We start from the raw sequence: 25,916 nt of genomic DNA, 5'->3' as shown, positions 1-25,916 counted from the left end.
GAGGCCCACGTCTACTCCTTGCATGAATGTTCCGCAGTGCGTATATTCATGCCAAGTCCCGAGGAGGAGTGGTCATGACGTTGCGAGTCGCCGTTGCCGGAGCCAGCGGGTATGCGGGCGGCGAGGTGCTGCGTCTGCTGCTCTCGCATCCGGAGGTGGAGATCGGGGCGCTGACCGGCGGGTCCAACGCCGGTACGCGGCTGGGGGAGTTGCAGCCGCACCTGCTGCCGCTGGCCGAGCGCGTGCTGGAGCCGACCACGCCCGAGGTGCTCGCGGGCCACGACATCGTCTTCCTCGGGCTGCCGCACGGGCAGTCCGCCGCCGTGGCCGAGGCGCTCGGCGAGGACGTGCTGGTGATCGACTGCGGGGCGGACTTCCGGCTCAAGGCGGCGGCGGACTGGGAGCGGTTCTACGGCTCCGCGCACGCCGGGACCTGGCCCTACGGGCTGCCCGAGCTGCCGGGGCACCGCGAGGCGCTGAAGGGGACGAAGCGGATCGCCGTGCCCGGGTGCTACCCGACGGCCGTCTCGCTCGCGCTCTTCCCCGCCTATGCGGCCAGGCTGGCCGAGCCGGAGGCCGTGATCGTGGCGGCCAGCGGCACCTCGGGCGCCGGCAAGGCGGTCAAGACGCACCTGCTGGGCAGCGAGGTGATGGGCTCGGTCAGCCCGTACGGGGTCGGCGGGGTGCACCGGCACACGCCGGAGATGTCGCAGAACCTCGGCGCGGTGGCGGGGGAGCCGGTGAACATCTCCTTCACTCCGACCCTGGTGCCGATGTCCCGCGGCATCCTGGCCACCTGCACGGTCAAGGCCAGGCCCGGCGTGACCAGCGGCGACGTGCGCGCCGCCTACGCCACCGCCTACGCCGACGAGCCGTTCGTGCACCTGCTGCCCGAGCTGCAGTGGCCGCAGACCAAGTCGGTGCACGGCGCCAACTCCGCCCTCGTCCAGGTCACGCTGGACGAGCACGCCGGGCGGATCATCGCGATCAGTGCGATCGACAACCTGGTCAAGGGCACCGCCGGCGGCGCGGTACAGAGCATGAACATCGCGCTCGGCCTGCCCGAGACGCTCGGCCTTCCTGTGAACGGAGTCGCACCGTGACCACCCATCAGAACACCGTCGGCGTCACCGCCGCCAAGGGCTTCCGGGCGGCCGGGGTGACGGCCGGCCTCAAGGCCTCCGGGGCCCCGGACCTGGCCCTGGTGGTCAACGAGGGCCCGTCCTACGCCGCGGCGGGGGTCTTCACCAGCAACCGGGTCAAGGCGGCTCCGGTGCTCTGGTCCCAACAGGTGCTGAAGGGCGGCCGGTTGGCCGCCGTGGTGCTCAACTCCGGTGGCGCCAACGCCTGCACCGGTCCCGAGGGCTTCCAGGACACGCACGCCACCGCCGAGCGGGTCGGCACCGACCTGGGTGTCAGTGCCGGCGAGGTGGCGGTCTGCTCGACCGGACTGATCGGCGAGCGCCTCCCGATGGACCTGCTGCTGCCCGGTGTCACTCTCGCCGTCAAGGAGTTGGCGGCGGACGGGGGCGAGGCGGCGGCGATCGCCATCAAGACCACCGACACCGTGCACAAGACCGCCCAGGTGACCGGAGAGGGCTGGACGGTCGGCGGAATGGCCAAGGGCGCCGGCATGCTCGCCCCGGGCCTGGCCACCATGCTGGTCGTGCTCACCACCGACGCTGCCCTTGAGGCCGGCCAGTTGGACGCCGCGCTGCGCGGCGCCACCCGCACCACCTTCGACCGGGTGGACTCCGACGGCTGCATGTCGACCAACGACACGGTGCTGCTGCTCGCCTCCGGCGCCTCCCGGGTCACCCCGGGCGAGGCGGAGTTCGCGGCGGCGGTCGAGCAGGTCTGCGCCGACCTCGCCCGGCAGCTGATCGGCGACGCCGAGGGTGCCAGCAAGGACATCCGGATCGACGTCACCGGTGCCGCCACCGAGGACGAGGCCGTCACGGTCGCCCGCACCATCGCCCGCAACAACCTGCTCAAGTGCGCCCTGCACGGCGAGGACCCCAACTGGGGCCGGGTGCTGGCCGCGATCGGCACCACCGCGGCCGCCTTCGACCCCGACCAGCTGGACGTGGCGATCAACGGCGTCTGGGTCTGCCGCGGCGGCGCCGTCGGCGAGGACCGCTCGCTGGTCGACATGACGGGCCGTCAGGTGGTCATCACCGCCGACCTGCACGCCGGCCAGGCCCAGGCCACGGTGTGGACCAACGACCTCACCGCCGACTACGTGCACGAGAACAGCGCCTACTCCACCTGATCCCCGGCACCACCCCACCATTCGGCGACTGACACCTCAACCGGGACTGACACCGTGCAGATCGCACCCAAGGGCGAACAGGCCCGCAACAACACCGCGTTGCCCAAGGCGCTGACCCTCATCGAGGCGCTGCCCTGGCTGGAGCGGTTCCACGGCAAGACCGTGGTGATCAAGTTCGGCGGCAACGCCATGGTCGACGAGTCGCTCAAGACGGCCTTCGCCCAGGACGTGGTCTTCCTGCGGTACGCCGGCCTGCACCCGGTCGTCGTGCACGGCGGCGGTCCGCAGATCAGCGCGCAGCTGGAGAAGCTGGGGCTGGAGTCCTCGTTCACCAACGGTCTGCGGGTCACCACCCCCGAGACCATGGACGTGGTCCGGATGGTGCTGGCCGGACAGGTCCAGCGCGAACTGGTCGGGCTGCTCAACGAGCACGGGCCGTTCGCGGTCGGCATGACCGGCGAGGACGCGCACACCATGACCGCCGTCAAGCGGTACGCGGTGGTGGACGGCGAGCAGGTGGACATCGGCCTGGTCGGCGACATCGTCAACATCGAGTCCGGCGCGGTCAAGGCGCTGATCGCCGACGGCCGGATCCCGGTGATCTCCAGCATCGCGCGCGGCACCGACGGCCACGTCTACAACATCAACGCGGACACCGCCGCCTCGGCCCTCGCGGCCGCGCTGGGCGCCGAGATGCTCGTGGTGCTCACCGACGTCGAGGGGCTCTACGCGGACTGGCCGAACTCCGACGACGTGATCAGCCAGCTCACCGCGACCGAGCTGGAGGCCATACTGCCCACGCTGAGCAGCGGCATGGTGCCCAAGATGGAGGGCTGCCTGCGCGCGGTGCGCTCCGGGGTGGGCACCGCCCGCGTGCTGGACGGGCGGGTCCAGCACAGCCTGCTGCTGGAGATCTTCACCGACGAGGGGATCGGCACCATGGTGGTGCCGGACGACGAGAGCGCGGTCCTGGGGGGCCTGGCATGAACGACACCGAGAACACCCACCTGGCAAGCGGCAACGACGAGTTGACCAAGCGCTACCAGGACGCCTTCACCGACAACTACGGCACCCCCCGCCTCCCGCTGGTCCGCGGCGAGGGCGCGCTCCTCTGGGACGCCGACGGCAACGAGTACCTGGACCTGCTCGGCGGCATCGCGGTCAACGCGCTCGGCACCGCGCACCCGGCGCTGGTCGCCGCGGTGACCGGGCAGATCGGGCGGCTCGGCCACGTCTCCAACCTCTTCACCGCCGAGCCCACCATCGCGCTGGCCGAGCGGCTGCTCGCGCTGGACGACCGTCCGGGCCGGGTCTTCTTCTGCAACTCGGGCGCCGAGGCCAACGAGGCCGCCTTCAAGATCAGCCGGCTGACCGGGCGCACCCACCTGGTGGCCCTGGAGGGCGCCTTCCACGGCCGCACCATGGGCTCGCTCGCCCTCACCGGCCAGCCCGCCAAGCAGGAGCCGTTCCGGCCGCTGCCGGGCGACGTGACGCACGTCCCGTTCGGCGACATCGAGGCGCTGCGCGCGGCGGTGACCACCGCGACCGCGGCCGTGGTGCTGGAGCCGATCCAGGGCGAGAACGGCGCGATCCCGCTGCCGCCCGGCTACCTGCGGGCGGCCCGCGAGATCACCCGGGCGACCGGCTCCCTGCTGATCCTGGACGAGGTGCAGACCGGCATCGGCCGCACCGGCCACTGGTTCGCCCACCAGGCCGAGGAGGGCGTCGAGCCGGACGTCGTCACCCTGGCCAAGGGCCTGGGCGGCGGCCTGCCGATCGGCGCGGCGATCGCCTACGGCGCGGCGGGGGACCTGCTCCGGCCGGGGCAGCACGGCACCACCTTCGGCGGCAACCCGGTGGTCGCCGCCGGCGCGCTCGCGGTGCTCGACACCATCGAGAGCCAGGGCCTGCTGGCCCAGGTGCGCACCGTCGGTGACCAGCTGCGGCACGGCGTCGAGGCGCTCGGCGACCCGCTGATCTCGCACGTGCGGGGCGCGGGCCTGCTGCTCGGCATCGTGCTCACCGAGCCGGTGGCGGCGGCCGTCCAGGCGGCGGCCCAGCGGGCCGGCTTCCTGGTGAACGCGGCCGTGGCCGACGCGGTGCGGCTGGTTCCGCCGCTGATCCTCACCGAGGCACAGGCCGGCGCCTTCCTGGCCGCACTGCCCGCGATCCTGGACAGCGTCCGCGCCGAGGCGGCCGCGGCGGACCGCCCGGGCACCGCACCGGCGGCCACCGCGGCCCGGCCGGGCGACCCGGCCGAGCAGTCGCGCGGGTAGTCCGGGAGAATCATCATCATGAGCGTGCCCCCATCCGACCAGACCCCCGCCGGCCCGACGTCGCAGGTCCCGCAGACCCGCACCGCGCGCCACCGGCGGATCGTGGACCTGCTGACCCGTCAACCGGTCCGCTCCCAGAGCCAGTTGGCCAAACTGCTGGCCGACGACGGGCTGGTGGTCACCCAGGCCACGCTCTCCCGGGACCTGGACGAACTGGGCGCGGTCAAGATCCGCAACCGGGACGGCGCGCTGATCTACGCCGTCCCGGCCGAGGGCGGCGACCCCACGCCGCGCGCCCCGATGGGGGAGTCGGCGAGCGAGGGGCGGATGGCCCGGCTGGCCGGCGAGCTGATGGTCTCGGCCACCGCCTCCGGCAACCTGGTGGTGCTGCGCACCCCGCCGGGCGCCGCGCAGTTCCTCGCCTCGGCGATCGACACGGCCGGGGTGCACGAGATCATCGGCACCATCGCGGGCGACGACACGGTGCTGCTGATCAGCCGGGATCCGGCCGGCGGCCAGGCCCTCGCCGACCACCTGATGCAGCTGGCCCAGGCCCGAACGGACCGTGCGTAGCGCGGCCAGCGCGGCCAGCGCGGCCAGCGCGGCCGGTGGGGCGGCGAAGGGGCGGAAACCGGCCATTCTCGGACCGCCTCGGCGCCGCCCTCGCACGGACACCACAACGGCGGGCTAGGTTGAGGCCAAGGACTGCCGGTCGCCGCGGGCAGCCGGTCCCCTTCGCGCCCAACGAGGTCCGCCATGCACGTGACTGTCGATCAGGATCGCTGCTGCAGCTCAGGCCAGTGCGTCCTGACCGCCCCCGAGGTCTTCGACCAGAACGAGCAGGACGGGCTGGTGCGGCTGCTCCAGGACCGTCCGGCCCTGGCCCTGCTGCCCGCCCTGCGCACCGCCGCCGCCCTCTGCCCGGGCGGCGCCATCACCGTGACCGCCCCGGCCGCCGGCGGGGAGAGCGGCGCATGAGCATCGTCGACGAGCTCGCCTTCCCGGCCCCGCGCCCGTCGGGCTGCCCCTTCGACCCGCCGCCCGCCTACCGCCGCCCCGCCGCCCGGCTGACCCTGTGGGACGGCAACCCCTGCTGGCTGCTGACCGACTACCAGGACGTCCGCACCGTGCTGAGCGACCGCCGCTTCAGCGCCGACGGGCGCAACCCGGGCTTCCCGATCCTCACCCGGAGCCAGCAGGAGCTGCGCAACGAGACCCCGAGCTTCCTGCGCCTGGACGACCCGGAGCACGCCCGGCTGCGCCGGATGCTCACCACCGAGTTCCTGATCAAGCGGGTGGAGGCGATGCGCCCGGGGATCCAGCGCATCGTGGACGAGGCCCTGGACGCCATGGTCGGGCACGGCCCGCCGGCCGACCTGGTCGCCGAATTCGCCCTGCCCGTGCCCTCGTTGGTGATCTGCGAGCTGCTCGGTGTGCCCTACGGGGACCACGCGTTCTTCCAGCGCGAGAGCTTCCGGCTGCTGGACACCACCGCGCCCGCCGCGACCACCCGCAGCGCCTTCGAGGCGCTCACCGCCTACCTCACCGAGCTGGCGGCGAGCCGGCGGGGCCGCGAGGACGGCATCCTCGCCAGGCTGGCCGCGCGCACCGACCTGACGCTCCCGGAGGTCGCGGTCACCGGCCTGCTCCTGCTGGTCGCCGGCCATGAGACCACCGCCAACATGACCTCGCTCTCCGCCCTGGCGCTGCTGCAGCACCCGGCCCAGGCCGATCTGCTGCGCGAGCGGCCCGAGTTGATTCCGGGTGCGGTCGAGGAGTTCCTGCGCTACCTGACCATCATCGGCTCCGGGCTGCCCCGGGTGGCCCTGGCGGACGTCGAGCTGCCCGGCGGCACCCTGGTGCGGGCCGGCGAGGGCGTGCTGGCCGTGCTCTCCACCGCCAACCGGGACGAGGGGCTCTTCCCCGGCGGCGAGGAGCTGGACGTCACCCGGGACGCCCGCCGCCACCTGGCCTTCGGCTTCGGCGTGCACCAGTGCCTGGGCCAGCCGCTGGCCCGGGCCGAGCTGCAGATCGCACTCTCGACGCTGCTGCGCCGGCTGCCCGCGCTGCGGCTGGCCGTGCCGTTCGACGAGGTCCCGTTCCGCAACGAGACGGTCATCTACGGGCTGCGCGCGCTCCCGGTCGCCTGGTAGCCCGGCCCGGCCGCTTCGTCCACCGCCTCCAGGGCTTTGAGTTTCATGCAGGGTCGTGCATACTTATGCCCATCACCGCATGAGACACCGAAGAAGGAGAAAGCCGTGACCGAGCGCGTCGTACTCGCCTACTCGGGCGGTCTGGACACGTCCGTCTGCATCGGATGGATCGCCGAGGAGACCGGCGCCGAGGTCATCGCCGTCGCCGTCGACGTCGGCCAGGGCGGCGAGGACCTCGACGTGATCCGCCAGCGCGCCCTGGACTGCGGCGCGGTCGAGGCCGAGGTGGCCGACGCCCGCGACGAGTTCGCCAACGAGTACTGCCTGCCGGCGATCAAGGCGAACGCGCTCTACCAGGGCCAGTACCCGCTGGTCTCGGCGCTCTCCCGCCCGGTGATCGTCAAGCACCTGGCCGCGGCTGCCCAGAAGCACGGCGCCACCACCGTCGCGCACGGCTGCACCGGCAAGGGCAACGACCAGGTCCGCTTCGAGGTCGGCATCAACTCCCTCGCCCCGGGCCTGAAGTGCATCGCCCCGGTGCGCGACTACGCGATGACCCGGGACAAGGCGATCGCCTTCGCCGAGGCCAAGGGCCTGCCGATCGCCACCACCAAGAAGTCCCCGTACTCGATCGACCAGAACGTCTTCGGCCGGGCCGTCGAGACCGGCTTCCTGGAGGACATCTGGAACGCCCCGATCGAGGACGTCTACGAGTACACCCAGAACCCGGCCACCGCGCGGGAGGCCGACGAGGTCGTCGTCACCTTCGAGGCCGGCGTCCCGGTCGCGATCGACGGCCGCAAGGTGAGCGTCCTGCAGGCGATCGAGGAGCTCAACCAGCGGGCCGGCGCCCAGGGCATCGGCCGGCTCGACATGGTCGAGGACCGGCTGGTCGGCATCAAGTCCCGGGAGATCTACGAGGCCCCCGGTGCGATCGCGCTGATCACCGCCCACCAGGCGCTGGAGAACGTCACCGTCGAGCGCGAACTGGCCCGCTACAAGCGGCAGGTCGAGCAGCGCTGGGCCGAGCTGGTCTACGACGGCCTGTGGTTCTCCCCGCTCAAGCGCGCGCTGGACGGCTTCGTCGACGAGGCCAACCAGTCGGTCTCCGGCGAGATCCGGATGGTGCTGCACGGCGGGCGGGCGGTGGTCAACGGCCGCAAGTCCGACCAGTCGCTGTACGACTTCAACCTCGCCACCTACGACACCGGCGACACCTTCGACCAGTCGATGTCCAAGGGCTTCATCGAGATCTTCGGGATGTCGTCGAAGATCGCCGCCCGCCGCGACCTGGCCTGAGCCCCCCGGACCACCCCCTCCCGAGCCCCGGCCGCGTTCCCCCCGCGGCCGGGGCTCACCCCCACCGTCCGACCACCCAGCAAGGAGCCCACGCGATGCCGTCCGACCATCCCGCCGACGTCCGCCTCTGGGGCGCGCGCTTCGCCGACGGCCCCTCCGAGGCGCTGGCCAAGCTCTCCGCCTCGGTCCACTTCGACTGGCGGCTCGCCCCGTACGACATCGCCGGCTCCAAGGCGCACGCCCGGGTGCTGCACGCCGCCGGGCTCCTGACGGACGACGAGCTCGCCGCCATGCTCGCGGGCCTGGACCAGCTGCTGGCCGACGTCGAGTCCGGCGCCTTCACCGGCACCATCGCCGACGAGGACGTGCACACCGCGCTGGAGCGCGGTCTGCTGGAGCGGCTCGGCCCGGACCTTGGCGGCAAGCTGCGGGCCGGGCGGTCCCGCAACGACCAGATCGCCACCCTGTTCCGGATGTACCTGCGGGACCACGCCCGGATCATCGGCGGCCTGGTCCTGGACCTCCAGGAGGCACTGGTGGGCCTGGCCGAGGTGCACCCGGACACCGCGATGCCCGGCCGCACCCACCTGCAGCACGCCCAGCCGGTGCTCTTCGCCCACCACGTCCTCGCGCACGTGCAGGCCCTCGGCCGGGATGCCGAGCGGCTGCGCCAGTGGGACGTCCGCACCGCCGTCTCGCCCTACGGCTCCGGCGCCCTGGCCGGTTCCTCGCTGGGGCTCGACCCGCAGGCGGTCGCCGCCGAACTCGGCTTCGAGCGCGGCTCGGTGGGCAACTCGATCGACGGCACGGCCTCGCGCGACTTCGTCGCCGAGTTCGCCTTCGTCACCGCGATGATCGGGATCAACCTCTCCCGGATCGCCGAGGAGGTGATCATCTGGAACACCAAGGAGTTCGGCTTCATCACGCTGCACGACGCCTTCTCCACCGGTTCCTCGATCATGCCGCAGAAGAAGAACCCGGACATCGCCGAGCTGGCCCGCGGCAAGTCGGGCCGGCTGATCGGCAACCTGACCGGGCTGCTGGCCACCCTCAAGGCGCTGCCGCTGGCCTACAACCGGGACCTGCAGGAGGACAAGGAGCCGGTCTTCGACTCCTGTGACACCCTCGAGGTCCTGCTGCCGGCCTTCACCGGCATGATGGCCACCCTCACGGTCCACCGCGAGCGGCTGGAGGAGCTGGCCCCGGCCGGCTTCTCGCTGGCCACCGACATCGCCGAGTGGCTGGTCAAGCGCGGTGTGCCGTTCCGGGTGGCGCACGAGGTGGCCGGCGCCTGCGTCAAGGTCTGCGAGGCGCAGGGCATCGAGCTCTGGGACCTGACGGACGGGCAGTTCGCCGAGATCTCCGAGCACCTGACGCCGGAGGTCCGGGACGTGCTCAGCGTGCACGGCGCGATCGGTGCCCGGGACGGGCGCGGCGGCACGGCGCCCGGCGCGGTGGCCGTCCAGCTGGCGGAGGTCAAGGCGGACCTGGCCGTCCAGCGCGAGTGGAGCGGCCACTGACCACCGTCGGTCACCGGCCGCCGGTCCATCGTCGGCGGCCGGCACCGGCCACTCATCCGTCCGTGGCCGCCACGCCGTGACGTTCGAGTGATTTCCGCCACCAGAGACCGCCGGCTGGTTGAGAACAGCTGAAGGCTGGGTAGAGCGCTGGCGAACGTATCGCCGATTTCGGCTGATACGGTCATGCGCTGTTCCCGGTCAGGGCCGATCCCCGGCCGGGCGACCTCCGGCAGGCCATCCGGTGCGAAACCCTCACCCTGCGCGCCGGGCATTGACGATGGGAGGCCCCCGCACATGGGCATGAGCGTGATCATCTCGGTGGCGACCGAGCAGGACACCGAACAGATCCTCAAACTCCAGTACCTCGGCTACCAGAGCGAGGCCGAGCTCTACGGCGACTGGTCGATCGAGCCGCTCACCCAGAGCCTGACGAGCCTGCGCGAGGAGTTGGCGGACCGTCACGTCCTGGTCGCCCGGCTCGGCGGCGAGGTGGTCGGCTCGGTGCGCGGCTGGGTCGAGGAGGACGGCGTCGGCCGGATAAGCCGCCTGGTCGTGCACCCGCGGATGCAGCGGCACGGCCTCGGCGGCCGGCTGCTGCGCGCCGTCGAGGAGCGGCTGCTGGCCGGCGAGCGCCCGGTGCGGGCCTTCCGCCTGAACACCGGCCACCGCAGCCTCGGCAACCTGCGCCTGTACGCGCGCCAGGGCTACCGGCAGGTCGGCACCCGCCAGGTGACCAGCGAGCTGAGCTTCGTGGACCTGGAGAAGCCCGTCGAGATCCCGCTGGCCGCCGCGGTCTGACCCCGTCGCCGCATCTGGTCTGTACCACTCAACGCCGAACGGCCCCGCCTCACGAGGCGGGGCCGTTCGGCGTTCCGCCGTGCCGCGCCCGGGTCGTGTCCGCAATGCGGACGTCACATCCTGTTCATTGGGACGCAGCGTTCTCATCTGTTTTACTGGTTTCATGACTGCGACGACGAAGACCACCGCCACCGGCACCATGCCGGCAGGTGTGCGTGGCATGTGTTGTCGAATGTGTCACTGCTGATCGGGCCTCTCGCCCCGCGGGCCGCTGCCCGCCCTCCCGCTCGATCTGCCGCCTCCCGCTGAGCCTTCACGGGACTCCGGCAGTCTCCGATCGAGCCAGACCCTCCTGAGTCACATCCCCCGCCCCCGGCGACGGCGTCACCACGCCCGCGTCCGGGCCGGCTGTGTACGACCCACCGACCCCGACCATCGGAAAGCAGCTGTGATCACCACCAAGGACCTCACCAAGGTCTACACCTCACGCGGCCGGCAGGTCAGCGCCCTGCGCGGCGTCGACCTGCACGTACGCGAAGGCGAGGTGTACGGCGTCGTCGGCACCTCCGGCGCGGGCAAGAGCACGCTGATCCGCTGCGTCAACATGCTGGAGCGCCCCAGCTCCGGCACGGTCACCGTGGACGGGGTCGAGCTGACCGCCCTGCGCGGCAGCGAGCACCGTGCCGGCCGCGAGCTGCGCGCCGCCCGCAGCCGGATCGGCATGGTCTTCCAGCACTTCAACCTGCTCTCCTCGCGCACCGTGCAGCAGAACGTCGAGCTGCCGCTGGAGCTCACCGGACTGGACCGCACCGCGCGCCGCCGCAAGGCCGCCGAGCTGCTGGACCTGGTCGGCCTCGGCGACAAGGCGCGCACCTACCCGAGCCAGCTCTCCGGCGGCCAGAAGCAGCGCGTGGGCATCGCCCGGGCGCTGGCCGGCGACCCCAAGGTGCTGCTCTCCGACGAGGCCACCTCCGCGCTCGACCCGGAGACCACCCGCTCGATCCTCAAGCTGCTGCGCGACCTCAACCAGCAGCTCGGCCTGACCGTGCTGCTGATCACCCACGAGATGGACGTCATCAAGTCGGTCTGCGACTCCGCCGCGCTGATGCGCGACGGGCGGATCACCGAGGCCGGCACGCTCGCCGACCTGGTCGCCACCGACAGCTCCGAGCTCGCCCGCGAGCTCTTCCCGCTCAGCGAGTTCGGCACCGGGCGCCCGGACGGCACGGTGCTGGAGATCACCTTCCAGGGCGACACCTCCGGCCGGCCCTTCGTCTCCCTGCTCGCCCGGACCTACCAGGTCGACGTCAACATCCTGGGCGCCGCGGTGGAGACCATCGGGGGCCGCCAGGTCGGCCGGATGCGGGTCGAGCTGCCCGGCAGCCACCAGGACAACGTGGTGCCGATCGGCTTCCTGCGCGAGCAGGGCCTTCAGGTGGACGTCATCAGCGCGATCGGAGCTCTGGCATGAACTGGGACGACATGCAGCCCCTGCTGCACGACGCGACCATCGAGACCCTGCAGATGGTCGGCATCGCCACCCTGATCACGCTGCTGGTGGGCCTGCCGCTGGGCGTGCTGCTGGTGCTCACCGACAAGGGCGGGCTGCTGCGCAACGTCGCGGTGAACAAGGTGATCGGCGCGGTGGTCAACGTCGGCCGCTCGCTGCCCTTCGTGATCCTGCTGGTCGCACTGATCCCCTTCACCCGCTGGGTGGTGGGCACCACGATCGGCTGGCAGGCGGCCACCGTGCCGCTGGCCGTGGGCGCCATCCCGTTCTTCGCCCGGCTGGTGGAGAGCGCGGTGCGCGGCGTGGACGGCGGGCTGGTCGAGGCCGTCCAGTCGATGGGCGGCGGCACCTGGGCGGTGGTCCGCAAGGCGCTGCTGCCCGAGGCCCTGCCCGCCCTGGTCTCCGGCCTCACCACCACGGTGATCGCGCTGGTCGGCTACTCGGCGATGGCCGGCACGGTCGGCGGCGGCGGCCTGGGCAACCTGGCGATCACCTACGGCTACATGCGCTTCGAGACCAACTTCATGATCGTCATCGTGATCGAGCTGGTGATCCTGGTCACCCTGGTCCAGCTGCTCGGCGACTTCGCCGGGCGCCGCCTGGCCCACCGCGGCTCCGCCGCCGGCCTGCTGGCCAAGCTGCGCCGCCCGGCCGCCTGACCGCCCCGGCCGCACCGGCGCGCAACAAGACCTCCGCCCCCGGACCCCCGGGTGCGCGGCCCCTGGTAACAACGGAGAAAGGCACTTTTCGTGCGTACCGTCCTGAAGTACACCGCAGTCCTCGCCACCGCCGGCCTCACGCTCTCCGTGGCGGCCTGCTCGTCCGGCTCCTCCAGCTCCTCGAACAGCGCCGACAAGCCGCTCGTCGTGGTCGCCAGCCCCACCCCGCACGCCCAGATCCTGGACTACATCCGGGACAACCTGGCGGCCAAGGCGGGCCTGAAGCTGACGGTCAAGGAGGTCTCGGACTACACCCAGCAGAACCCCGCCGTGCAGGACGGCTCCGCCGATGCCAACTTCTTCCAGCACGTCCCCTACCTGACCGACTTCAACAAGACCCACGGCACCGACATCGTGCCCGTGGAGAACGTCCACCTGGAGCCGCTGGGCGTCTACTCGAAGAAGGTCAAGAAGGTCGCGGACCTGGCCGACGGCGCCTCGGTGGCCGTCCCCAACGACGCCACCAACGAGGGCCGCGCGCTCAAGCTGCTGGCCGACAACCAGGTGATCACCCTCAAGGACGGCGTCGGCACCGGCGCCACCATCCGCGACATCACCGGCAACCCGAAGCACCTCAAGTTCAAGGAGCTGGACGCCGCCCAGCTGCCGCGCGCCCTGGACGACGTCGACGCCTCGGTGATCAACGGCAACAACGCGCTGGGCGCCGGCCTCAAGCCGGCCACCGACGCGATCCTGCTGGAGAAGGCCCAGGGCAACCCCTACGCCAACGTGCTCGCGGTCAAGAAGGGCCACGAGAACGACCCGCGCGTGCAGAAGCTGGCCCAGCTGCTGCACTCCGACGAGGTGAAGAAGTACATCGACGACACCTTCCAGGGCTCGGTCATCCCGGCCTTCTAGAGCCGCACCCGCGCACCGGACCGGGCCCCGCCGCACCCCGCGGCGGGGCCCGGCGCGCGTGTCGCGGGCGGTCGGATCTGACGCCCCGTCGACCCGCGGCGGAACCCGGCGCGCGCGGGGGCGTACGGTGGGTGCACCACCCGGCGAGGAGAGACGGTATGCCAGCGAGTTTCCCCGAGACCGCGATCAGCACCGAACGGCTGCTGCTGCGCCCTCTGGAGGAGGGCGACGTGCCGGAGCTGGTCGCCATGATGGCCGACGACCTGGTGCTCAGCTGGACCGACGTCCCCCAGCCCTACACCCGCGAGTACGCGCTGCACTGGGTGCGCCGGCAGGTGCCCGCACTGCGCGCGGAGGGGCGCGGGATCGCCTTCGCCGTCACCGAGCACCTGACCCAGCGTCTGGTGGGCACCGTCGAGCTGCGCAACACCGACTGGCGCCTGCTGAGCACCGAGGCCGCCTACGTCACCGCTCCCTGGGCCCGCGGCGAGGGCTACGCGGTCGAGTCGCTGCTCGGGGTGGCCCAGTGGCTCTTCGAGGACCGCGGCTTCCTCCGTCTCGAACTGCGCACCGCGGCCGGCAACACCGCCGCCCAGCAGGTCGCCCAGAAGATCGGCTGCATCAGCGAGGGCGTGCTGCGCAGCGCCTGGATAGTGCGCACCGGCGAGGTGGGCTCGGCGGGGGAGGAGAGCCGCAGCGACCTGATCGTCTGGAGCCTGCTGCCGGAGGACCTCGAACCGCTGGAGCCCGCCCACCCCTCCTTCGCCGGACTCCACCGGGAGTAGAACCCTCCTGGCGGCCGGGAGGGGCACGAGCCGCGCGGCCACCGCACCCGCCCACCAGGTAACCTCCTCTGCGGGACGGATGACCTTGCGGCGGGGGTGGGTACACCTCGCGTCCGCGGTCCCGGACCAGCCCGGAGCCCGCCGCGCGACCGCCGTGCGCCGTGGCCAGTCGTGTGGCGGGAATCGAGGGAGAACAGCCGCGATGGCGGACCGGATCACGGTCATCGGGTGGGACGGCACGCCGCTGACCGAGGCGGCCGCTGCCGCACTCGCCGCGGCCACCCTGGTGGCGGGGGCGCCCTACCAGCTCAACGCACTGCCGGTGCCGGCCGCTGCCGAACGGATCGCGCTCGGCAGCGTCGAACTGGCGGCCCGTCGGATCGCCGAGCACCGCGGGGCGGTGGTGGTGGTCGCCGAGGGGGATCCCGGCTTCTTCGGCGTGGTGCGCACCCTGCGCCGGCCCGAGTACGGCCTGGAGCTGGAGGTGCTGCCGGCCGTCTCCTCGGTCGCCGCCGCCTTCGCCCGCGCCGGCATGCCCTGGGAGGACGCCCAGGTGGTCAGCACGCACGGCGGACGGCTGCGCCGGGCGGCCAACGTCTGCCGCGCCCACTCCAAGGTCGCGGTGCTGACCAGCCCCGACGCCGGGCCCAGCGAGCTGGCCCTGATGCTGCGTGGGGTGCACCGCACCTTCGTGGTCTGCGAGGCGCTCGGCACCGAGGACGAGGACGTCACCGTGCTCACCTCCGACCGGGTGCCCGACCACGACTGGCGCGAGCCCAACGTGGTGCTGGTGATCGGCGGCAACGCGCAAACCCAGGCCGTGGACGCGCCCTCCGGCTGGCTGGCCGGGCGGCCGGTCGGCTACCCGGCCGCCGAGCGCGGCTGGGCGCTGCCCGGCGACGCGTACGACGGCGAGAGCGCGCAGATCCTCTCCCCGCAGGCGCGCGCGGTGATCCTGGCCCGGCTCGGCCCCGGGCCGGGCGACCTGGTCTGGAACGTGGGCGCCGGCAGCGGCGCACTCGCCGTCGAGACGGCGCGGTTCGGCGCGGCCGTGGTCGCGGTGGAGGCGGACGCGGCCACCTGCGCGCGGATCGCGGTCAACGCGCGCCGGTACGGGGTCGAGGTGGAGACGGCCGCCGGCCAGCCGCCCGAGGTGCTCGGCGGGCTGCCGGAGCCGGACGCGGTGGTGGTGGAGCACGGCGGTGCCGAGGCGGTCGCCGCGGTGCTGACCCGCCGTCCGGGCCGACTGGTGGCACTGGCCCGCACGCTCGGCGAGGCCGAGGCGATCCGGGGGGTGGTCGCGGCCGCGGGCTACCAGGTCGAGGGCGCGCTCCTGCAGTCCGCCCCGCTCACCGCCGACGGCGGGCTGAGCATCGGCCCGGGGGAGAGCAGCGTGCTCCTGTGGGCCGAGGCCACCGCCTGACGGGAACCTCCCAGGCCTCGAAGCCCTGGGAGCCGCGTCCCACCTGCTGGGAAGTCGGTTCCTGACGAACTGACAATCGAGGACGAATCGGACACCGTACCGCTGAGCGGTCAGTTGAGGCCGGTAGTCTGACGATCCGACCGCCGCTCGGGATCTTCGTACGGCGGTCGGCACCGACGTGGTGCAACCCACACGCGGATCGGTGTGTGGGCATTCGACTGACACCAGCCCGACCGGGAGAATGTCCCGGGGCCCGGGCCGGTCGTGCCGGTTGCCCCGGGCTGTCGTTAGTTCAGGTGACGGTGAACGGTGACCGGCTACCCCGATCGGGGCCGGTCAGCGCCGCCGGACACCGGGACCACCGGGCGGCCCACGGCTGTCGCGCACCACGTGCGACGGCCGGCAGGTTGGACTGTGGGTGGGCCGGCACGCGGCTTGGACCCGAAGCGGGCGGTGCGCCTTGGTCGGCGACCGGGCCGCCAAGGACGCGGAAGCGGCCTGGAAGGAGTGTTGACATGACCGACGGCGGTCACGTCCCCAACGAGGGACGGCCGGAGCACCTGCTCCCCGGGACCGGGACTGATCCGGCACAGGGAGGTGGCGGGTGGGGCACCGACCTCGTCGGCCAGGCCGTACCGGCAGCAGTGTCGGGTGCGGGCTACACCTTCATCGACCAGCCCGACCGGGTGGACCAGCTCGACGACGAGGACGACGTCCTGCTGATGCCGGGTCCGCAGGGCTCCTGGAGCGACGCGTCCACCGCGCCGGTGGTCTCGCTCGGTGAGGCCCTCGCGCCGCAGGGCGGCCTGCCGGGCACGGGCTACCCGGTGTACACCGCGGACGGGGTGGCCTTCCCGTCCGCCACCGTTCCGGTGCCCACCCCGATCGCCCCGGCCGGCGCCGCCTCCGCGCTGGCCGCGCCGGCTTCGCCCGCCCCGCAGCCCCTGGCACCCCAGCCCGTCGCTCCCCAACCCGTCGCTCCGCAGCCGGTGGCCCCGCAGGTCGTCCCGCCGCAGCCGGTGGCCGCTCCGGAGCCGGCCCCCGGGCTCGTCTCGGTCGCCCCGGTCTTCCTGGAGCCGATCGCGCCCGTCGCGCCCGTCGCGCCGGTCCAGCCTGACGCCGGGTCGGCCACCGCGGTCGCGCCGGTGGAGCAGCCCGCCGAGCAGCCGCCGGCCGGTACCCCGGTCGAGCCCTCCTGGCCGCCGGTGGACCCGCCCGGCCTGGTCGCCGAGGCCGTCGCCCCGGTCGAGCCGGATCTGCAGACCGTCGTCCTCACCGCGCCCGCCGTGCCCGTCGCCGTGCCGCAGGCCGCCGCGCCGGCGGAGTCCGTCGCCGCGCCCGCCCGCCGCCCGCTGCACGCCGGTCCGCCGATTCCGGACCCCTCGCTGATGACCGGTCAGGTGCCGGTCCGTTCGCTGGCCGACCGCGGTCCGTCCGCGCCGGGCACCACGCCGCCGCACGGCATCCCGGTCGTCACGCCCGCGGCCCCGGTGGCCGTGGCCGCCCCGGAGCCGGCCGAGCCGCCTGCCGATGCGGTGGTGATCCCGGCTCAGGCCACCTCGAGCGAGTCACCGTCGGTGCCCGCCGTCCCGGTCGGGGAAGCCGCTCCGGCTGCGGAAGCCGCTCCGCTCGCGGAGCCCGCCCCGGTGGCGGAGCCCGTCGTGGCGGCCCCGGTGGCCGAGCCGACCGCCGCCGAGGGCGCCGAGGCCGCGGCGGCCCAGAACGCCGCCCCGGCCGAGCCGGTTGCCGAGCCCGCCATCGCCCCGGAGGCTGCGCCCACCGAGGCCGCCGCCGAGGTGGTGACCCCCGAGGCCGTGACCCCGGACGCCGCTGACCCCACCGTGCTGCAGGCCGCCGCACCGGCCGAACCGGCCGCCGGGACCACGCCCGCGGAGCCCGCCGCAGCGCAGCCGACCGAACAGGCCCAGCAGGCCCAGCAGGCCCAGCAGGACGAGTCGGCCGAGACTCCCGTTGACGCACCGTCGGCGGAAGCCGCCCCGGTCGCCGCCCCGGCCCCGGAGACCAACCAGGCTGAGGAGCCGACCCTGACTTCGACGCCCGCTCCGGTCCCCTCCGCGACCCCGGCCGAGGCCGCCTCCGTGGCGCCGGCTGCCGAGCCCGTCACGGAGCCCGCTGTCGCCGCGCCCGCCGCCGAGGCCGTGCCGCCGCAGCCCACCGAGCCCGCCGCCGAGGCGGCTCCCGAGGCCGCCCCGGCCCCGGAGGTCCCGGCCCAGGCCGCCCCGCCGCGTCGGATCGCCGCCTTCCTGGCCGCGCCCGCCCCGCTCGGCCTGGTCGTGGAGCCGACCGCCACCGAGCCGCAGCCCGAGGTCGCGCCGGCGGAGCAGCCCGCCCCGGCGGAGCAGCCCCAGGCCCAGGCCGCCGGCGCCCCGGTCGCCGACCCCGCTCCCGGGATAGCGCCCGCCGCGGAGCCCGCTGCCGAGGCGGTCGCCGAGCCCGCCGTGGCACCCGCGGCCGAGCCCGCCACCGAGCCGGCGGCCGAGCCGGCCCCGGAGCCCGCGGCCGAGCCCGCCGCCGAAGCCGCCCCCCAGGCCGCCGCCGCCGAGCCCAGCGAGGCGCCCGCCGCCACCGAGACCCCCGGCGCCCCGGCCGCCGAGGCGTCCGCGGCCCCCGAGGCAGCAACCGCTCCCGAGGCCGCAACTTCCCCCGAGGCCCCGGAAGCAGCCGAGGCCCCCGAGGCCGCCGCCGCTCCCGGGACCGCGGAGCCGACGGAGGCCACCGAGGCCACCGAGTCCGCCGAGCCCACGGAGCCCGCCGAACCCCGCGCCCCGGCCGCCCCCGGCTACGACGACCCGATGCGCGAGGCCGTCCACCAGGTGATGCGCGAGCGCCGCGACATCCGCAACGGCTTCCGCCCCGACCCCGTCCCGCACGAGGTGCTGCTGCGCGTCCTGGAGGCGGCCCACACCGCCCCCAGCGTCGGCTACTCGCAGCCCTGGGACTTCGTGGTGATCCGCTCCTCCGAGACCCGGCAGCGGATGCACGAGCTGGCCGTCCGTCAGCGCGAGGCCTACGCGGACTCGCTGCCCAAGGGCCGCGCCAAGCAGTTCAAGGAAATCAAGATCGAGGCCATCCTCGAGACCCCGGTGAACATCGTGGTCACCGCCGACCGCACCCGTGGCGGCCGGCACACCCTGGGCCGGCACACCCAGCCCCAGATGGCCCCCTACTCCGCCGCGCTGGCGGTGGAGAACCTCTGGCTGGCCGCCCGCGCCGAGGGCCTGGGCGTCGGCTGGGTGAGCTTCTTCGACGAGGAGGAGATGGTCCGCGAGCTCGGCCTGCCCGAGCACCTGGAGGTCGTCGCCTACCTCTGCGTCGGCTACGTGGACGCCTTCCCGGACGAGCCCGAGCTGCAGCAGCAGGGCTGGGCCAAGAAGCGCCCGCTCTCCTGGGTGGTCCACGAGGAGCAGTACGGCAACCGGGCACTGCCCGGCGAGGAGCCGCGCGGCGTGCTCGCCGAGGCCCTGCGCACCATCCGCCCGCTGGACGCCAAGGCGCTCGGCGAGGCCTGGGACCGGCAGAAGCGGATGACCAAGCCGGCCGGCTCGCTCGGCATGCTGGAGATCATCTCCGCCCAGCTGTGCGGCCTGTCCCGCAAGTGCCCGCCGCCGATCCCCGAGCCCGCCTGCGTCGCGGTCTTCGCGGCCGACCACGGCGTGCACGCCCAGGGCGTCACCCCCTGGCCCCAGGAGGTCACCGCTCAGATGGTGGCCAACTTCCTGGCCGGCGGCGCGGTGGTGAACGCCTTCGCGAACCAGATCGGCGCCGAGGTCTGCGTGGTGGACGTGGGCGTGGCCACCGAGCTGCCGGCCGCCGTCCAGCAGGGCCGCACCACCGGGCTGCTGCCGCGCAAGGTCAAGCCGGGCACCGACGACATGACCCAGGGCCCGGCGATGACCCGGGAGGAGGCGCTCAAGGCGCTGGAGATCGGCATCGAGACCGCCCGCGACCTGGTCGCGGCCGGCAACCGGGTGCTGATCACCGGCGACATGGGCATCGCCAACACCACCGCCTCGGCGGCCCTGATCGCGGTCTTCACCGGCACCGACCCGGCCGAGGTCACCGGGCGCGGCACCGGCATCGACGACGAGACGCACGCCCGCAAGGTCGAGGTGATCCGCCGCGCCCTGGAGCTGCACCACCCGGACCCGACCGACCCGCTCGGCGTGCTGGCCGCGGTCGGCGGGCTGGAGCACGCCGCGATCGCCGGCTTCCTGCTCGGCGCGGCCAGCCTGCGCACGCCGGTGATCCTGGACGGGGTGATCGCCGGTTCGGCGGCCCTGGCCGCCAAGGCCATCGCCCCCGAGGTGCTGGCCGCCTGCATCGCGGGCCACCGCTCGGCCGAGCCCGGTCACCAGGCCGCGCTGGCCAAGCTCGGCCTGCGCCCGCTGATCGACCTCGACCTGCGGCTCGGCGAGGGGACCGGTGCTCTGCTGGCCCTCCCGCTGGTGCAGAGCGCGGCGCGGGCGATGCACGATGTAGCCACCTTCGACTCCGCCGGCGTCACCGAGAAGCACTGAGTTCCCACCTCCCGACCCCGTACCGGCCCGAGGGCGTGCCGGTACGGGGCCGTGTTGCCGCACCCCGCCGCGACACACCCTGCGACCGACCCCTCACCAGCTCAGGAGTAGCCAGATGACCGCGCCGAACCCGCACCCGAGCACCGAGGGGCGCACCCCCTACCCCGTGGGGCTGCTGCTGACCGGCCGACGGGTCGTGGTGGTCGGCGGCGGCCAGGTGGCCCAGCGCCGGCTGCCCGCGCTGATCGCAGCCGGGGCCCGGGTCGAGCTGATCTCCCCGACCACCACCCCCGCCGTCCAGGCGATGGCGGACGCCGGCGAGATCGACTGGCAGCAGCGCGGCTACGCGGACGGCGACCTGGCCGAGGCCTGGTACGTGCTGGTCGCCACCGACGACCACGCCGTCAACGAGGCGGTCAGCGCCGAGGCCGAACGCCGCCGGGTCTTCTGCGCCCGCAGCGACGACGCGGCGGTGGCCACCGCCTGGACCCCCGCCACCGGCCACGACGAGGGCACCACCGTCGCCGTGCTGACCGGCGACCCGCGCCACTCGGCCGCGCTGCGCACCACCATCGTCGAGGGCCTGCGGGACGGCAGCCTCAGCGCCCGCCAGTACCGGCAGCGCACGGCCGGTGTGGCGCTGGTCGGCGGCGGCCCCGGTGACCCGGACCTGATCACGGTGCGGGGCCGCCGGCTGCTCGCCGACGCCGACGTGGTGGTCGCCGACCGGCTGGCCCCGCGCGAGCTGCTCGCCGAACTCCCGCCGCACGTCGAGGTGGTCGACGCCTCCAAGATCCCCTACGGCCGCGCGATGGCCCAGGAGGCGATCAACCGGACGCTGATCGAGCACGCCAAGGCCGGCCGGTTCGTGGTCCGGCTCAAGGGCGGCGACCCCTATGTCTACGGCCGCGGCGGCGAGGAGCTGCTGGCCTGCGCCGAAGCCGGCATACCAGTGACGGTGGTGCCCGGCATCTCCAGCTCGATCAGCGTGCCGGCCGCCGCCGGCATCCCGGTCACCCACCGCGGCATGACCCACGAGTTCACCGTGGTCTCCGGCCACGTCGCGCCGGAGGACCCGCGTTCGCTGGTCAACTGGGAGGCGCTGGCGGGGATGACCGGCACGCTCGTGCTGCTGATGGCGGTCGAGCGGATCGGCGCCATCGCCGCCCGGCTGATCGCCGGCGGCCGCGCGGCGAGCACGCCGGTCGCGGTGGTCCAGGAGGGCACCACGGCCACCCAGCGCCGGCTCGACACGACCCTCGGCACGGTGGCCGACACCGTCGCCGCCCAGGGCGTGCGCCCGCCGGCGGTCATCGTGGTCGGCGACGTGGTGCACGTCCTCGACCCCGCCACCCGCACGGCCTGATCCGCCGCCAGACACCCCGCCGACACAGCCCCCCGAGAGCAGCATGACCGAGCCGCAGACCATCACCGATCCCGCCGACCCCCGGCTGGCCGACTACACCGACCTGACCGACGTCGAACTGCGCCGTCGCCGCGAACCGGCCGAGGGGCTGTTCATCGCCGAGGGCGAGAAGGTGATCCGCCGGGCGCTCGCCGCCGGGTACGAGATGCGCTCGATGCTGCTGACCGCCAAGTGGCTGGAGGTGATGGCCGACGTGATCGCCGAGGCCGACGCCCCGGTGCACCTGGTCGAACCCGGGCTCGCCGAGCAGGTGACCGGCTACCACGTGCACCGCGGCGCGCTCGCCTCGATGGCCCGCAAGCCGCTGCCCGACGTGCTGGAGGTGCTGACCGGCGCGGGCCGGATCGCCGTGCTCGAAGGGCTGGTGGACCACACCAACCTCGGCGCGATCTTCCGCAGCGCCGCTGCCCTCGGCATGGACGCGGTGCTGCTCTCCCCGGACTGCGCTGACCCGCTCTACCGGCGGGCGGTCAAGACCTCGATGGGCGCCGTCTTCTCCGTCCCCTACGCCCGGCTCGACCCGTGGCCCGGCTCGCTGGCCACCCTGCGCGACGCGGGCTTCCACCTGCTCGCCCTCACCCCCGCCGAGGGCTCGGTCGAGCTCGCCGCTGCCGCCCCGCACCGCCTGCCCAAGGCCGCGCTGATGCTCGGCGCCGAGGGCGACGGGCTGACGGACCAGGCGCTGGCCGCCGCCGACCAGCGCGTGCGGATCCCGATGGCGCACGGCATCGACTCGCTCAACGTCGGCGCGGCGGCGGCCGTCGCCTTCTACGCCGTCAACGCAGGCTGACGGCTGGTCAGTTGCCCCGCTCGGCCGCCCACTCCACCCAGGCCTGCACCCAGTGGGCCAGCAACTGCGCCGAGTTCTCGTCCGTCGCCCGCTGCTGGGCCGCCCAGTACCGCTCCCAGCGCAGCTGCGCGGTCTCGCTGGCCACCGGCTGGCGCAGCCCGACGTACCGCAGCAGCTCCTCCAGGGCCGCTGCCCGCGGTCCGTCCCGCTCGGTGAACCAGGGCACCTTCAGGCGCAGTTGGGAGAGCTGGTTGACCATCGAGTAGAGCTGGTCCTCGGCCTGCTCGGAATCGCACTCCAGTACCTTGGCCAGCTCCGCCACCGCACGGCGGGCCAGCGCCCGGTAGGCCGCGCCGGCGTCCGGGCCGCCCGGCACGAAGGTCTCCAGGAAGGCCCGCACCGCCGCCACCCCCGAGGCCGGCGGCAACTGCGGCTCGGGCAGCGTACGCTGCCCGGCCGCGAGACGGGCGATCTGCACGTTGCGCTCCAGCACGTAGGGCAGCAGGTCCGCCACCGGGCCGAGTTCGACGTCCTCGGGGGAGGGGCCGTGCCCGAGCACCGTCACCGCCTGATCGCCGACCGCCGTGCGCAGCGCCCAACTGCCGCCCAGCAGGCACAGCTCGCCCTGCGGTGACGTCCGGCGTATCGGCTCCGCCCGGGTGTGCGGCAGCCGGCCGTTGCGGATCTCGCGCAGCAGGGCCTTGAGCAGATCGGCCGGCTGCCCGGCACTGCCCGGCGGCTCGGTGGTCACGGTGAGATAGGGGCCGTCGGTCTCCCGCCAGTCGCCGTAGGCCAGGGTGGCGGCGACCGTCACCTCGTCCTCGGTCTCCCAGCCGGCCAGGACGGCGGGCACCACGACCGGCCGCCGCAGCCCGTGCACCGGATACGGCGGTCTCGCGGCGAACTCTCGCAGCCGCTGCTGGTACTGCTCCAGACGGTCGGGATCGGGCGGCATCCGTTTCATGCCGCAGAGTCTCGCATCCATCACCGACAGTCAGAACCCCGGCGCCCGTGGCAAACCCCGACCACGCCCCCTGCGCTCCAACGCGCCCCTCGGCCCAGGCCCGCGCCGTCAGCCCGCGCTGGCAGCCGCCGCGGCGCGCGGCCCGGTTCCGGTGCCGCCGCTGATGCCCGCGCCCGGCCAGGACTCGTCCAGCGTGCCGTCCGCCCGCACGGTGTAGCGGGTGCTGGCCGTGGCACCGGTCTGGGTCACCCGCTCCTCCCGCACCAGGGCACCCTCCTCCAGGTGCCAGCTGGCGGTGGAGAGCGGGTCGGCGGCGGAGCTGCGGGCGGTCAGCGGAACGGGGGTGTCGCCGTTGAAGCCGAAGAGCTCCACCAGGTCCACGGGGACCGAGCCCTCGGTGCGCCGCAGCACCACCACGGCGGCGGGGGTGCCGTGGTAGCGGGCGGGCAGCACGCCGGCCAGGGTGACCACCGGCGCGCCGGGCGCCGGATCGGCCGAACGGCCGCCGCGCAGCGCGATCGCCGGGCCGCCGGCGGGGTCGGCGTAGCTGCGGTCGGGCCAGTCCACGGCCGGCCCCGCGGCGGTGGCCGGCCCGAACCCGGCCGCGCCCGAGGGCACCGGGCTGCCGGTGCCACCGCTGGTGCGGGCCGCCGGGGCCACCGGCGGCGAGGGCTGGACGCCGTCCGCCGACAGCCCGATCGCCGGCCCGGGAGCAGCCGCCTCGACCCCGCCCGGGCCGGACGCCGCGTTCGCCCCGGCGCCGCCCGCCGGGTCCGAGGCGCTGTTCGCGCCGCTCGGGTCGCCGCCGGTCGGCGTGCTGGCCGCCGCCGTGCTCGGCGCGACGGCCGGCGGCGGCAGACCCTGCGAATGCCGGTTCTCACAGCCCTGCGCGGCGGCGATGGCCAGCGCCACCCCGATCGTCACGGTGATGAAGACCACCACGCGCTGCCGCAGCAGCCGCTGCCGCGGGTTCAACGGCCGACCGGGCGGCGGGGTGTGCTGGCGGTCGCGCGGCTGCGGACGCCCGCCGCCGGCCGGCCGAACCGGCCGCCCGCCGGGCGGTGTGGCCACCACGGGGCGTCCGCCCTGGTGCTCGCCCGGCCCGGGCGTGCGCACCGGCTGGGCGGCTCTGGCCGCGGCGGGGCCGGCCGCTCCCTGGCCGGTGCTCCCGGCACCGTGCGGCGTCGGGTAGGGCTGCGAGCGCGCGAACCGAGGCCGGCCCTGGGCGCGCGCCTCGTCGGCCTCCCGGGCCACCCGCTCGGCCCGCTCGGCCTCCCGCACGGCCGCCTCCCGCCCGGCGCCCTCCCGCGCCGGTCCGCCGTGCTCGTGCTCACGCGTCGGGACGGCCGCCGCGGGAGCCGGTGCCGCGGTGCCGCTCGCGCCGGTTCGCACCCGCCCGCCGCCCGCCGCCCGGGCGGCCAACTCGCTGAGCCGCTCGTGCAGGTGGGCGGCGCCGGGGCGGTCCAGCGGCTCCTTGGCCAGGCAGGCCCCGACCAGCGGCGCGAGCGGTGCGGGCACCTCGGAGAGATCCGGCTCCTCGTGCACCACGCGGTAGAGCATCACCTCCGAGGAGGCGCCGGAGCCGAACGGCGTGTCACCGGTGAGCGCGTACGCCAGGGTGGCCCCGAACGCGAAGACGTCGGTGGCCGGCGTCACGGCCACCCCGCGCACCTGCTCGGGGGCCAGGAAGCCGGGCGAGCCGACCGCGGTGCCGACGTGCGTCAGGGTGCTGGCACCGCGCGACCACGCGATGCCGAAGTCGATGATCCGCGGTCCCTTGGGGGAGAGCAGGATGTTCGAGGGCTTGAGGTCGCGGTGCACCACACCCGCCTCGTGGACCTTCACCAGCCCGTCCGCGAGCGCCGCGCCGATCCGGGCCACCTCGGGCCAGGGCAGCGGCCCCTCGTCCCCGACCCGCTTGTACAGCGAGGGCCCGGGCACGTAGGCCGTGGCCAGCCAGGGACGGTCCGCCTCCAGGTCGGAGCCGACCACCCGGGCGGTGCAGCCCGCCCTGATCCGGGAGGCGGCGGCGACCTCGCGGGCGAACCGGGTGCGGAACTCCGCGTCCTCGGCCAGCTCGGCCCTGATCAGCTTCAGTGCGACCCGCTGGCCCTTGCGGTCGGAGCCCAGGTAGACCACGCCCATCCCGCCGGCACCGAGTCGCCGGTGCAACCGGTACGGGCCGACGATGCGGGGGTCCTCACGCCTCAGCCGCATCATCGCCATGTCGTCCCCGTCAGCCCGTGAGGTGGGCAACCCGTGAGGTGGGCCCCGCAGACTGGGGCATCGTCAGTTGCTGTCGGGGCACAGCTTACGGACTGTCGGCTGCGGTGTGCTGATACGCAACACGCGAACCGCCGGTGGGATTGTCCGATGTCCGTGACGAGCTGTCACCGGACGGTCGCAGCGCCCTGCCGGAGCGGGCCCTCAGGGCTGTCTCTCAGGGTTCCCTCGGGGGTTGACAGCCCGCTTCCTCCCTCTGCGGTAGTACGTCCGACGACCCGTCGTCATCCTCCCGGACCGCTGGCGAACGATACGCGGGCATGACGCCACGACCCTTGCCCCCGCCTAGTGTTGATCTCAGC

General features: G+C 74.2%; 20 protein-coding genes. 18 read left to right on the top strand and 2 right to left on the bottom strand.

The window, feature by feature from the left end:
- Positions 1 to 74 precede the first annotated feature (74 nt).
- From argC to OG500_RS08175, 18 genes are all read left to right on the top strand, one after another.
- Positions 75 to 1,103, top strand: coding sequence for an N-acetyl-gamma-glutamyl-phosphate reductase (gene argC / locus OG500_RS08260; RefSeq protein ID WP_327065759.1), 1,029 nt, complete (start codon positions 75 to 77; stop codon positions 1,101 to 1,103).
- A complete protein-coding gene (argJ, locus tag OG500_RS08255) occupies positions 1,100 to 2,272 on the top strand; it encodes a bifunctional glutamate N-acetyltransferase/amino-acid acetyltransferase ArgJ (protein WP_327065758.1) in 1,173 nt (390 codons plus the stop codon). Before argC ends, argJ begins: the two co-directional genes overlap by 4 nt.
- A 54-nt stretch (positions 2,273 to 2,326) precedes the next feature.
- Positions 2,327 to 3,259 (top strand): acetylglutamate kinase, encoded by a 933-nt coding sequence (argB, locus tag OG500_RS08250; RefSeq protein WP_327065757.1) that lies wholly within the window; start codon positions 2,327 to 2,329, stop codon positions 3,257 to 3,259.
- Positions 3,256 to 4,548 carry an acetylornithine transaminase gene (locus tag OG500_RS08245; RefSeq protein ID WP_329578164.1) on the top strand — a complete coding sequence of 431 codons (1,293 nt, stop codon included), beginning with the start codon at positions 3,256 to 3,258 and terminating at the stop codon, positions 4,546 to 4,548. The genes argB and OG500_RS08245 overlap by 4 nt, the downstream gene beginning before the upstream one ends.
- Before the next feature lie 18 nt (positions 4,549 to 4,566).
- Entirely contained in the window at positions 4,567 to 5,121 is a 555-nt protein-coding gene (locus OG500_RS08240; protein ID WP_327065755.1) for an arginine repressor, read from the top strand.
- Positions 5,122 to 5,304: 183 nt separating this feature from the next.
- Positions 5,305 to 5,526, top strand: coding sequence for a ferredoxin (locus OG500_RS08235; protein WP_329578161.1), 222 nt, complete (start codon positions 5,305 to 5,307; stop codon positions 5,524 to 5,526).
- A complete protein-coding gene (locus OG500_RS08230) occupies positions 5,523 to 6,701 on the top strand; it encodes a cytochrome P450 (RefSeq protein ID WP_329578158.1) in 1,179 nt (392 codons plus the stop codon). Before OG500_RS08235 ends, OG500_RS08230 begins: the two co-directional genes overlap by 4 nt.
- A gap of 105 nt (positions 6,702 to 6,806) precedes the next feature.
- Positions 6,807 to 8,000: an argininosuccinate synthase gene (locus OG500_RS08225; protein ID WP_327065752.1), complete on the top strand. Its 1,194-nt coding sequence runs from the start codon at positions 6,807 to 6,809 to the stop codon at positions 7,998 to 8,000.
- Positions 8,001 to 8,095: 95 nt separating this feature from the next.
- Complete coding sequence (gene argH, locus OG500_RS08220; protein WP_329578155.1) at positions 8,096 to 9,520, top strand: argininosuccinate lyase; 1,425 nt, start codon at positions 8,096 to 8,098, stop codon at positions 9,518 to 9,520.
- Between the two features lie 294 nt (positions 9,521 to 9,814).
- Positions 9,815 to 10,318, top strand: coding sequence for a GNAT family N-acetyltransferase (locus OG500_RS08215; RefSeq protein ID WP_327065750.1), 504 nt, complete (start codon positions 9,815 to 9,817; stop codon positions 10,316 to 10,318).
- A gap of 448 nt (positions 10,319 to 10,766) precedes the next feature.
- Entirely contained in the window at positions 10,767 to 11,789 is a 1,023-nt protein-coding gene (locus tag OG500_RS08210; RefSeq protein WP_329578152.1) for a methionine ABC transporter ATP-binding protein, read from the top strand.
- Positions 11,786 to 12,487, top strand: a complete 702-nt coding sequence (locus OG500_RS08205; protein ID WP_327065748.1) for a methionine ABC transporter permease — start codon at positions 11,786 to 11,788, stop codon at positions 12,485 to 12,487. Before OG500_RS08210 ends, OG500_RS08205 begins: the two co-directional genes overlap by 4 nt.
- A gap of 90 nt (positions 12,488 to 12,577) precedes the next feature.
- Complete coding sequence (locus tag OG500_RS08200; RefSeq protein WP_327065747.1) at positions 12,578 to 13,405, top strand: MetQ/NlpA family ABC transporter substrate-binding protein; 828 nt, start codon at positions 12,578 to 12,580, stop codon at positions 13,403 to 13,405.
- A gap of 158 nt (positions 13,406 to 13,563) precedes the next feature.
- Positions 13,564 to 14,190 carry a GNAT family N-acetyltransferase gene (locus OG500_RS08195; protein WP_327065746.1) on the top strand — a complete coding sequence of 209 codons (627 nt, stop codon included), beginning with the start codon at positions 13,564 to 13,566 and terminating at the stop codon, positions 14,188 to 14,190.
- Between the two features lie 202 nt (positions 14,191 to 14,392).
- Positions 14,393 to 15,613, top strand: a complete 1,221-nt coding sequence (gene cbiE / locus OG500_RS08190; RefSeq protein WP_327065745.1) for a precorrin-6y C5,15-methyltransferase (decarboxylating) subunit CbiE — start codon at positions 14,393 to 14,395, stop codon at positions 15,611 to 15,613.
- Positions 15,614 to 16,128: 515 nt separating this feature from the next.
- The gene (gene cobT, locus OG500_RS08185) at positions 16,129 to 20,151 is read left to right on the top strand and encodes a nicotinate-nucleotide--dimethylbenzimidazole phosphoribosyltransferase (protein ID WP_329578146.1); all 4,023 of its coding nucleotides are present in this window, start codon (positions 16,129 to 16,131) and stop codon (positions 20,149 to 20,151) included.
- A gap of 115 nt (positions 20,152 to 20,266) precedes the next feature.
- Positions 20,267 to 21,517, top strand: coding sequence for a uroporphyrinogen-III C-methyltransferase (cobA, locus tag OG500_RS08180; protein ID WP_329578143.1), 1,251 nt, complete (start codon positions 20,267 to 20,269; stop codon positions 21,515 to 21,517).
- A gap of 43 nt (positions 21,518 to 21,560) precedes the next feature.
- Positions 21,561 to 22,367, top strand: a complete 807-nt coding sequence (locus OG500_RS08175; protein WP_327065742.1) for a TrmH family RNA methyltransferase — start codon at positions 21,561 to 21,563, stop codon at positions 22,365 to 22,367.
- 7 nt (positions 22,368 to 22,374) lie between these two features.
- Here the strand turns inward: OG500_RS08175 and OG500_RS08170 are convergent, their stop codons facing one another.
- Entirely contained in the window at positions 22,375 to 23,331 is a 957-nt protein-coding gene (locus tag OG500_RS08170) for a hypothetical protein (RefSeq protein ID WP_329578140.1), read from the bottom strand.
- 108 nt (positions 23,332 to 23,439) lie between these two features.
- Positions 23,440 to 25,557, bottom strand: a complete 2,118-nt coding sequence (locus tag OG500_RS38145) for a protein kinase domain-containing protein (RefSeq protein ID WP_442789121.1) — start codon at positions 25,555 to 25,557, stop codon at positions 23,440 to 23,442.
- Positions 25,558 to 25,916: the final 359 nt, after the last annotated feature.

The organism is Kitasatospora sp. NBC_01250 (genome assembly GCF_036226465.1).
Lineage (GTDB): Bacteria > Actinomycetota > Actinomycetes > Streptomycetales > Streptomycetaceae > Kitasatospora.
The sequence above is the reverse complement of the archived record's forward strand: the minus strand, read 5'-3'. Positions and strand labels throughout refer to the sequence as shown.

Bases quoted from the DNA above. Each gene is read 5' to 3' on its own strand.
- argC (WP_327065759.1), top strand. From the start codon at position 75: ATGACGTTGCGAGTCGCCGTTGCCGGAGCCAGCGGGTATGCGGGCGGC.
- OG500_RS08245 (WP_329578164.1), top strand. From the start codon at position 3,256: ATGAACGACACCGAGAACACCCACCTGGCAAGCGGCAACGACGAGTTG.
- OG500_RS08240 (WP_327065755.1), top strand. From the start codon at position 4,567: ATGAGCGTGCCCCCATCCGACCAGACCCCCGCCGGCCCGACGTCGCAG.
- OG500_RS08235 (WP_329578161.1), top strand. From the start codon at position 5,305: ATGCACGTGACTGTCGATCAGGATCGCTGCTGCAGCTCAGGCCAGTGC.
- OG500_RS08230 (WP_329578158.1), top strand. From the start codon at position 5,523: ATGAGCATCGTCGACGAGCTCGCCTTCCCGGCCCCGCGCCCGTCGGGC.
- argH (WP_329578155.1), top strand. From the start codon at position 8,096: ATGCCGTCCGACCATCCCGCCGACGTCCGCCTCTGGGGCGCGCGCTTC.
- OG500_RS08215 (WP_327065750.1), top strand. From the start codon at position 9,815: ATGGGCATGAGCGTGATCATCTCGGTGGCGACCGAGCAGGACACCGAA.
- OG500_RS08205 (WP_327065748.1), top strand. From the start codon at position 11,786: ATGAACTGGGACGACATGCAGCCCCTGCTGCACGACGCGACCATCGAG.
- OG500_RS08195 (WP_327065746.1), top strand. From the start codon at position 13,564: ATGCCAGCGAGTTTCCCCGAGACCGCGATCAGCACCGAACGGCTGCTG.
- cbiE (WP_327065745.1), top strand. From the start codon at position 14,393: ATGGCGGACCGGATCACGGTCATCGGGTGGGACGGCACGCCGCTGACC.
- cobT (WP_329578146.1), top strand. From the start codon at position 16,129: ATGACCGACGGCGGTCACGTCCCCAACGAGGGACGGCCGGAGCACCTG.
- cobA (WP_329578143.1), top strand. From the start codon at position 20,267: ATGACCGCGCCGAACCCGCACCCGAGCACCGAGGGGCGCACCCCCTAC.
- OG500_RS08175 (WP_327065742.1), top strand. From the start codon at position 21,561: ATGACCGAGCCGCAGACCATCACCGATCCCGCCGACCCCCGGCTGGCC.
- OG500_RS08170 (WP_329578140.1), bottom strand. From the start codon at position 23,331: ATGAAACGGATGCCGCCCGATCCCGACCGTCTGGAGCAGTACCAGCAG.
- OG500_RS38145 (WP_442789121.1), bottom strand. From the start codon at position 25,557: ATGGCGATGATGCGGCTGAGGCGTGAGGACCCCCGCATCGTCGGCCCG.